This is a genomic window from Paenibacillus koleovorans NBRC 103111, assembly GCF_004000845.1.
In the GTDB taxonomy this organism is placed as follows: Bacteria; Bacillota; Bacilli; order Paenibacillales; family NBRC-103111; genus Paenibacillus_AA; species Paenibacillus_AA koleovorans.
Window position 1 is genome coordinate 1 of the sequence record NZ_BIMA01000194.1, and the last position, 8,021, is coordinate 8,021.

The following is an 8,021-nucleotide window of genomic DNA, read 5'->3' on the forward strand; positions in this document are numbered from 1 at the left end:
TACTACACAGATTCAGTCCGAGCTGCATCACGCGAATTGTCAGTTCTGCGAGGAGTTGTTTGAGCTCGACGTGTCTCCTACAATCCTATTCCCGTCAACTGTAAAAAGGATGGCGGGAATTGTCATACACAAAGACGTAATTACTGTACTTTTAAAATCCGAAAGTTTACTTCAATACCGCAAAAGCGAAATAACGATGAACGGACTTGACGGGAACATGCAACCAGGATACAATACAACCAAGAAATTGGTTATATGGTTGAATGGAGACGATGCGTCGATGGAACACTCGGATGTTCCCCAATTGGAAGTTGTCGTTCACAAGCAATTACAAGCATGCAGCCCGGTTTTCCTCGCCTTGGCCGATCCGGTGCGGCAAGACATTATTATGATGCTGACCCGACACGAAGCGCTTAATGTCGCCCAGATCGTTGAACGTACACCCATGTCACGTTCCGCCATTTCACATCATTTGAGAATATTAAAACAAGCAAATTTGCTAACTGCCGCCAAAACAGGAACGGAAATTTACTACAGTCTGGATATTGAGGATTCCGTGAGGTTACTAAAAGAATTTCTGGAGACGACAGAACAAATTCTTGCATTGAAGATGCTGGGGGACGAATAGTCCCTTTTGCACACACTAAACAACCATATAACTAATTATTTAGTTTTATGGTTTTTAGATAAAATAGGATTGAGGAGGCATCCCCCACATGGCAACTGTACTCATCACCGGAGCATCAAGTGGTATAGGCAAGGCGTTCGCAGAGCTATTTGCCAAGCAAAACTACCGGATTATTCTGGCTTCACGCAGCGAGAGCAAGCTAAGCCATCTTGCAACGGAGTTGCAGCGGAAGCACGGCGTCCAGACACTCACTATCCCTGTGGATCTGGCTCAGCGCGACAGTGCCCAATGGCTGTATGACCAGCTTCAGGGTCAGTCCGTTGATGTTCTTATCAACAACGCTGGTGTCGGTTCCTACGGTTTTTTGCACCAGATGGATGTCAGATCGGAGCAGGAGATGCTGCAACTGAACGTACAGTCCCTATCTCAGCTTCTCATGCTATTTCTCCCGGAAATGGTACGAAGGGGCAGCGGACGCATTCTGAACGTAGGCTCGACGACTTCCTTCTACGCCTGTCCGCTTAGCGCAAACTACTCCGCCTCCAAGGCCTTCGTGCTTTCGCTTACTGAAGCCGTTGCTAACGAGCTGCAGGGTACAGGGGTCACGATCACCGCGCTTTGTCCCGGTGCGACGGGAACGGAGTTTTTTCGCAAAGCGAAGATGGATGAGCAGAAGGTATCTGATCCAAAGGCGCTTATGTCTCCAGACAAAGTCGCACAGATCGGCTACACGGCTCTTATGCAGGGCAAGGTATTTGTCGTTCCGGGTATGCAGAACTGGATTCTGACACAGGCTCCGAGGCTGTTCCCGCGTAAATTCGTCACAAGAATAACGCGATCCGTGCTGGAGCAGAAGCTGTAGGTTCGTCAATGTTGGCCTGAGTGAGTAGGATGTATCTGCGCAATTAGGATATTCAGTCGAAAAGCTGAACTAAACCATGTCTGTCAAAGACCATCAGGAAGATCACCCTGTTATGCGAAATCAAAGCAAAAAAAGCGAAGTGGTGAAGTAGGGAAAAGCCTTTCTGCACAAGGGTTCATGGCAATTCTGAAAGGCCAAAAAATGGTTCGCATAATGAATAGAGAATTATCGAAAGTCGGGCAAAAAATGAGCTCCTTAACAAACAGGAGCTGACTTTGGATAATTCCATAAGGCATTATTTAAGGCGCAATTGAAAAAAGATCAAAATTCAGCAAGCTCGGATAATGTTTCGGCAGCGGCCTTCCCGTTAATAATAATGGTCGGTGTTCTCTTTATGTTATGATTTTTAACCAGATATTCATCATGTAATATTTCTGCTGTTGCTGCATCACTCGGGCTTATCGCTTTTAGTTTCATTACTGTTTTCATGTTCCTCGTTAGGCGGTCAGAAATAAATGAGGACCGCCCTTCACTGATTACTTAAAAACAAGAAAATAGGTAAATGGCAGTTTCCAAAAAGATAAATTATTGAAGATAAATGATTTATTAAGAAATTTAAAGTCAGATAAATAAATTAATTGGCTGATATTAGAGGTTATGTTGAAAATATTTACAGTAGATTCAGTACGATATTGCGATATTTAACTGATTAAAAGGAGCACATCTGGTCGAATTTGATATTCGTAGCACAATTGTAAAATAATTGTGTCAATAAATAGAAGGGCAATTTTTTTATAATCACTGCTACTAAAGCATTATTTTTGGACCAAATGTGTACCATTTTTGTAAATAAACATTGCTAAACAACAAAAAAACGGGGTTATTTATGCAACTTTATTCTTCTTATTGGAGTCTTATACATTGAATCCAATTATAGGGGTTGAACAGTTATGAAAAAGTTTATTATTGGGTTAACTTGTGGTCTGGCTATTGCGACAACAACAGCAGTGTATGCTTCAGAATCCAGTGTCAGGAAAATTTTCATTAATGGAAATTTATTTAATTCTAATGTACAAGTTACTGAAGATGGAACGACTTGGATATCAGCAAGAGCTCTGGCTGAATCACTTGGAGCAAAGGTAAGCTGGCATGAGCAAACAAATTCAGTCGAAATATTAAATCAATACCCATATTTTTTGGCATCATTACTTAATGGTAAGTACAGTTTTGAATATGAGATTATTACGGGTGATAGTACAAATATTGATTCGCAAGTTGTCTATTCAGAAGGTTATAACACTCTACCAGATAATTCTATTTTTCAAAAACTTTTTTTACTACTCCTTATTGATCAGCTAGATTTAGATACTAAATCGACAAAACGGATTGAATTTTGGAAAAATAAAGAAGATGCGATAGCTTATGTGACGAAAAACTACAATAATAATAGTAGTACCGAAGGTTGGACAGGAATGAACTCGCGATTTGGTGATTTAGTGACTGATGGTGATAGAGTATTACTTTCTCATTATTTGAGTGCACATGATCGAGAAATAATCTCTTTCGGCAAATATAAAGACCTCTAGACTAGAAAGTTGATTTATCGCCATTCAATTTAGTCATTTGTTTAATTGGAATTGGCTTATTCAACTTTGGCGTTTTGATTTGTGATTTGTCGAAATATTCAATTTTTGTTAAGCAGTAAGAGCCACTATCTCATGGGGGAATCGCCCCAGCGGATGTGGCTCTTTTTTATTTTGTCTGTTTAGTCTTGCATTTTCTTCACGGGTCCTCGTAGTCGTTCTGAACTTGATATTTGCTAGATAAAAAAGAGCTCCACTTGAAATACGTACATGTTGCGAGCCTTAAGATTACTGGATTTCACCGAGCAATACTCTTTCGGACATTCCTTATCAAAGATATCCACAATAGGCAATCTTCTGAACTTAATAATCAAGTTGTTCTCGACCTGATTTAGTTTCGCAGCATCTTCTAGAAGGCGTCCTCAATTGCTGCTTCTCCGAATTAAAGTCATGTTAAAATTAATGTATAACTCACTTGTATTTCAAGTGTATCTAGCGAAGTATCATATTTGTTTGCTCTGATTCACTCAGAGTCCACTGGCGACACTCCACTTGGTTAAAAAAACTCCATAGGGTTCATCAGAATTTATTCATTTCCCGAACAATGGCCACAGTCCCTTCTCAAAAAAAAGTCCCGCTGATCTAACAAAGAGTCATCGGGACAGTTCTAGGAGTTCCACACTTTTTTTACTGGTTCCATAGTTTTTTAACTAGTTCCAGACATTCTTTACTGGTTCCACACTTTTTTATCACCAGACAATTCGAGGCAGCCGTTTTTTTGCTTACTCCACCGTCACACTCTTAGCCAAATTCCGCGGCTTATCCACATCATTCCCCCGAGCGAGCGAGGTGTAGTACGCCAGCAACTGCAGTGGAACAACAGACAGCGCCGCCGTCAGCAGCGGGTGCGTGCGCGGCACGGTGTACACCTCGTCGACGGCTTTGCCGAGCTCCTCGTTGCCGGAAAGCGCGAGGCCGAAGACGCGGCCGCCGCGGGCTTTCACTTCCTTGATGTTGCTGATCGTCTTCTCAAGCAAAGCTTCCTGCGTCGCCAGTGCGATGACCGGAATGCCTTCCTCGATCAGCGCCAGCGTCCCGTGCTTCAGCTCGCCGGCTGCGTAAGCCTCGGAGTGAATGTACGAGATTTCCTTCAGCTTGAGCGAGCCTTCCAGCGCAACGGCATAGTCCATGCCACGACCAATGAAGAACAGGCTCTGGTGCTGGGCAATGTGCTTGGCATACTCCTTAACAGTCTCGCTCTGACCCAGCAAATATTCGACTTGCTCCGGCAGCAGCCGCAGTGCTGCGATGACCTCGCGGATATACTCCGTCGTCTGCGACTCCAAAGTCTGGGCGAGGTACAGCCCGAACAAGTAGAACGCGACCAATTGCGACGTGTAAGCCTTCGTCGAAGCGACGGCGATCTCCGGTCCCGCCCAGGTGACAATCACATCGTCGGCCTCGCGAGCGACGGAGCTGCCGACGACGTTGGTGATCGCCAGCACGCGGGCGCCGCAGCGCTTCGCTTCGCGCAAGGCGGCCAAAGTGTCGGCGGTCTCGCCGGATTGGCTCACGACGATAACGAGCGTCTCCGGCGTGATGATCGGCGCACGGTAGCGATACTCGGACGCTACGTCAGTCTCGACCGGGATGCGCGCCAGCTTCTCGATGACGCTTTTACCGATCAAGCCGGCATGATAAGCGGTGCCGCAAGCGACGATGTGCACGTTCCGAATTCCGCGAATAGTCTCCGCGCTCATCCCAACTTCTGGAAGGACCACACGTGTACCGTCCGGCGAAATACGGCTGCCCATCGTGTCTTTATAAGCCTTGGGCTGCTCGTAAATTTCCTTCAGCATGAAATGATCGAACCCAGCCTTTTCCGCCGTAATCAGATCCCAATCGACATGGAATAATTCCCGGGAAATAAAATTCCCCTCTAATGTCATCAATTCGACACCATCGCGCGTCAAAACAGCCATTTCGCCATCGTTCAGAATATACACTTGTCGAGTGTACTCCAGAATGGCCGGGATGTCGGAGCCGATGAAATTCTCGCCTTCCCCAACGCCGATAATCAGCGGGCTCGCCAGCCTTACAGCCACAAGACGATCCGGCTCATACTCCGTCAACACGCCTAGCGCAAAAGCTCCGGTCATCCGCTGAACCGCCTGCTGCACGGCACGTACGATGTCGCCTTGATACAAATCCGCGATCAGATGGGAAATAACCTCCGTATCCGTCTCCGAGACGAATCGGTGCCCCTTCGCGGTCAGCTCTTCCTTCAAAGTCATATAATTCTCAATAATCCCGTTGTGCACGACAGAAAACTTCATCGAGTTGTCCGTATGAGGATGGGAATTCACATCGGATGGCTTGCCATGGGTCGCCCAGCGCGTATGCCCGATCCCGATCGTGCCGTCCAGCGGAGCGGCCACCAGCTGCGATTCCAGAACCGCGAGACGTCCCTTCGCTTTCTGAATCTTGAGCCCTTGCTCCGTGAACACCGCCACTCCGGCCGAGTCATACCCGCGATACTCCAGCTTCTTCAGCCCCTCCAACAGGATAGGCTGCGAATTCCGATTCCCAATATAGCCAACGATTCCACACATAATGATCCAAACCTCTCTCTCCGGATCCGTCCGTGCGCGGCGTCTATGCCGATGGGCATAACAAAATAAGCATCCCTGCTATTCAATTGTCAACCCGGATTCTCCTAAACGGCCGCACGAAACCAGACCCTCTAATGGGATATTTTTTCGAAAAATCAATCTATAAGTTCGTTCCATTAAATTCAATCATTCAACATCATATAGAAGTCTTGTCGGACCGGTCACCCCGTCCATTTGCTCTCCTATTCACGGCTCTGATGCAGCCGAGAGGTCCCCGCCGAATGTTTCGAACACCTCTACCTCGTCAACTTGGGCGTCTACTGGCATATGCTTTTCTCCCATCAAGCTCCGTCCCGGAGAAAGCCGCCTCAAGTTCTGGCGCTTATCTTACATGAACAACCTCGATCCACCTTTCCGTCGCTGAGTGCTACCTAATATAGTATTCAATCCGGCCGTTCCATGCAACCTTTATTTGCGGAAATCCGGCTTTTCTCGTTTAGAAAGGAAAAATAGCACCCTCCACCGTTGAACGGAGCAGAAAGCGCCTTTTATTTTCGCAGCAACAAATGGACCTCTACTGAACAGGCAATCGAGCGACCGATCCGCGCAAAGGTCAAAATGACCACTGTTCCTCAACAATAAAAAAGAGCCGCCATAGCCCAAAAAGCTACAGCCGCTCCTATTGCTCTACACTAACCGTCTACCCAAGTCTTGCCCGGAAGCTAGCCCAATTCCGCGCGAATGACATCGGCGATCTCGTCCACGTATGCCTTGACGACCGCCTCGTCCGGGCCTTCCGCCATAACGCGGATCAGCGACTCCGTGCCGGACGGCCGCACAAGCACCCGCCCGTTGCCGGCGAAGCGCTCCTCCACCGTGCGAATCGACTGGTCGATCGCCGTGTTGCCGTTCAGGCGAGACTTGTCGGCCACGCGGACGTTCACGAGCACCTGCGGGTACTTCTGCATCATACCCGCCAGCTCGCTGAGCGTCTTGCCTGACTTGACTACGGTCTGCACGAGCTGCAGCGCGCTCAGAATGCCGTCCCCCGTCGTGTTGTAGTCGAGGAAAATCATATGGCCGGACTGCTCGCCGCCCAAGTTGTAGCCGCCCTTGCGCATCTCTTCCATCACGTAGCGGTCGCCGACGGCCGTTTGCGCGGTCTGCAAGCCCAGGTCCTTGGCTGCTTTGAAGAAGCCGAGGTTGCCCATGACCGTCGTCACGACGGTGCTGTTGTTAAGCCGCCCGGCGCGATTCAGCGCATCGCCGCAGATGCACAGCATGTAGTCGCCGTCGATCTCGGCGCCTCGCTCGTCCACGGCGATGAGCCGATCGGCATCGCCGTCGAACGACAGCCCGAGGTGCGCACCGACGCGCAGCACCTCGGCCTGCAGCAGCTCCGGATGCGTCGAGCCGCATCCGTCATTGATGTTGTTGCCGTCGGGCGTCGCCCCGATGGCAACAACGTCAGCGCCCAGCTCCCGGAAAATCCGGGGAGCCAGCTCATAAGCTGCGCCGTTCGCGCAGTCGAGCACAAGCTTCAAACCGGCGAACGACACGTCCACCGTCGTCTTCAAATACTCCGCGTAGGCGAACTTCGCCTGCGCATCCTCACGCACGCGCCCCAGCCGAGTGCCGATCGGGCGCGGCAATTCGTCAACCGGAGCGTCGATCAACCGCTCGATCTCAAGCTCGGTCTCGTCGAACAGCTTGAAGCCGTCGCTGCCGAAAAACTTAATGCCGTTATCCTCAACCGGATTGTGCGAGGCCGAGATCATAACGCCTGCGTCAGCGCCTAGCTTGCGCGTCAAATAAGCGACTCCCGGTGTCGAGATAACGCCCAATCGTACGACATCCGCACCGATGGACAACAGTCCCGCGACCAAAGCCGCCTCCAGCATAGGACCGGAAATCCGTGTATCCTGCCCGATCACGACAACAGGCTTCTCCGCATGCTGCGTCAACACATAGCCGCCACAGCGGCCGATTTTATAAGCAAGCTCCGGCGTAAGTCCCTGATTGGCAACCCCGCGAACGCCGTCCGTACCGAAATATTTCCCCATGTATGTCTCTCCTCAATCTTTCTAATGCTTGCTTATCCAGGCCATCAGCCCGCTAAGGCCGCTTGCCCTTACGGGTGAGGCGTCCCCGCGCCGGCCCCGCTGCCCGAGGCGACCGGGCTGCCGCTCGGAGTACCGCCGGCGCCGGTCCCTGTCCCCGAGGTGCCCGTGCCGGCCGTACCGCTCGGCGTCGGGCTCGCGCTGCCGCCAGGCGTCGGTGTCGGCGTCGGTGTGGCCGTCGCCCCGCCGGCGCCACCTGCGCCACCGGCCCCGCCG

The 8,021-nt window shown here is 50.0% G+C and carries 7 protein-coding genes; 3 read left to right on the top strand and 4 right to left on the bottom strand.

The window, feature by feature from the left end:
• Positions 1 to 628 (top strand): ArsR/SmtB family transcription factor (locus PKO02S_RS34055; protein WP_373865258.1); only part of this gene is annotated, 628 nt, incomplete at its 5' end.
• An 88-nt stretch (positions 629 to 716) separates the two neighbouring features.
• A complete protein-coding gene (locus PKO02S_RS31165) occupies positions 717 to 1,490 on the top strand; it encodes an SDR family NAD(P)-dependent oxidoreductase (RefSeq protein WP_127589051.1) in 774 nt (257 codons plus the stop codon).
• A 321-nt stretch (positions 1,491 to 1,811) separates the two neighbouring features.
• Here the strand turns inward: PKO02S_RS31165 and PKO02S_RS32690 are convergent, their stop codons facing one another.
• The gene (locus tag PKO02S_RS32690) at positions 1,812 to 1,979 is read right to left on the bottom strand and encodes a hypothetical protein (RefSeq protein WP_164821809.1); all 168 of its coding nucleotides are present in this window, start codon (positions 1,977 to 1,979) and stop codon (positions 1,812 to 1,814) included.
• Between the two features lie 461 nt (positions 1,980 to 2,440).
• On the opposite strand from PKO02S_RS32690, the gene PKO02S_RS31170 reads away from it, so the two are divergent.
• Entirely contained in the window at positions 2,441 to 3,076 is a 636-nt protein-coding gene (locus tag PKO02S_RS31170; RefSeq protein ID WP_127589053.1) for a stalk domain-containing protein, read from the top strand.
• 779 nt (positions 3,077 to 3,855) lie between these two features.
• Here PKO02S_RS31170 and glmS read toward each other — a convergent pair.
• The 3 genes from glmS to PKO02S_RS32695 form a co-directional block, all read right to left on the bottom strand.
• Complete coding sequence (gene glmS / locus PKO02S_RS31175) at positions 3,856 to 5,685, bottom strand: glutamine--fructose-6-phosphate transaminase (isomerizing) (RefSeq protein ID WP_127589055.1); 1,830 nt, start codon at positions 5,683 to 5,685, stop codon at positions 3,856 to 3,858.
• A 722-nt stretch (positions 5,686 to 6,407) separates the two neighbouring features.
• Entirely contained in the window at positions 6,408 to 7,748 is a 1,341-nt protein-coding gene (gene glmM, locus PKO02S_RS31180; RefSeq protein ID WP_127589057.1) for a phosphoglucosamine mutase, read from the bottom strand.
• 68 nt (positions 7,749 to 7,816) lie between these two features.
• A partial coding sequence (locus PKO02S_RS32695) for a hypothetical protein (RefSeq protein ID WP_176594942.1) occupies positions 7,817 to 8,021 on the bottom strand: 205 nt, incomplete at its 5' end.

What these genes read in the sequence shown, in the direction of transcription:
- PKO02S_RS31165 (WP_127589051.1), top strand. Translation starts at nt 717, where the DNA reads ATGGCAACTGTACTCATCACCGGAGCATCAAGTGGTATAGGCAAGGCG.
- PKO02S_RS32690 (WP_164821809.1), bottom strand. Translation starts at nt 1,979, where the DNA reads ATGAAAACAGTAATGAAACTAAAAGCGATAAGCCCGAGTGATGCAGCA.
- PKO02S_RS31170 (WP_127589053.1), top strand. Translation starts at nt 2,441, where the DNA reads ATGAAAAAGTTTATTATTGGGTTAACTTGTGGTCTGGCTATTGCGACA.
- glmS (WP_127589055.1), bottom strand. Translation starts at nt 5,685, where the DNA reads ATGTGTGGAATCGTTGGCTATATTGGGAATCGGAATTCGCAGCCTATC.
- glmM (WP_127589057.1), bottom strand. Translation starts at nt 7,748, where the DNA reads ATGGGGAAATATTTCGGTACGGACGGCGTTCGCGGGGTTGCCAATCAG.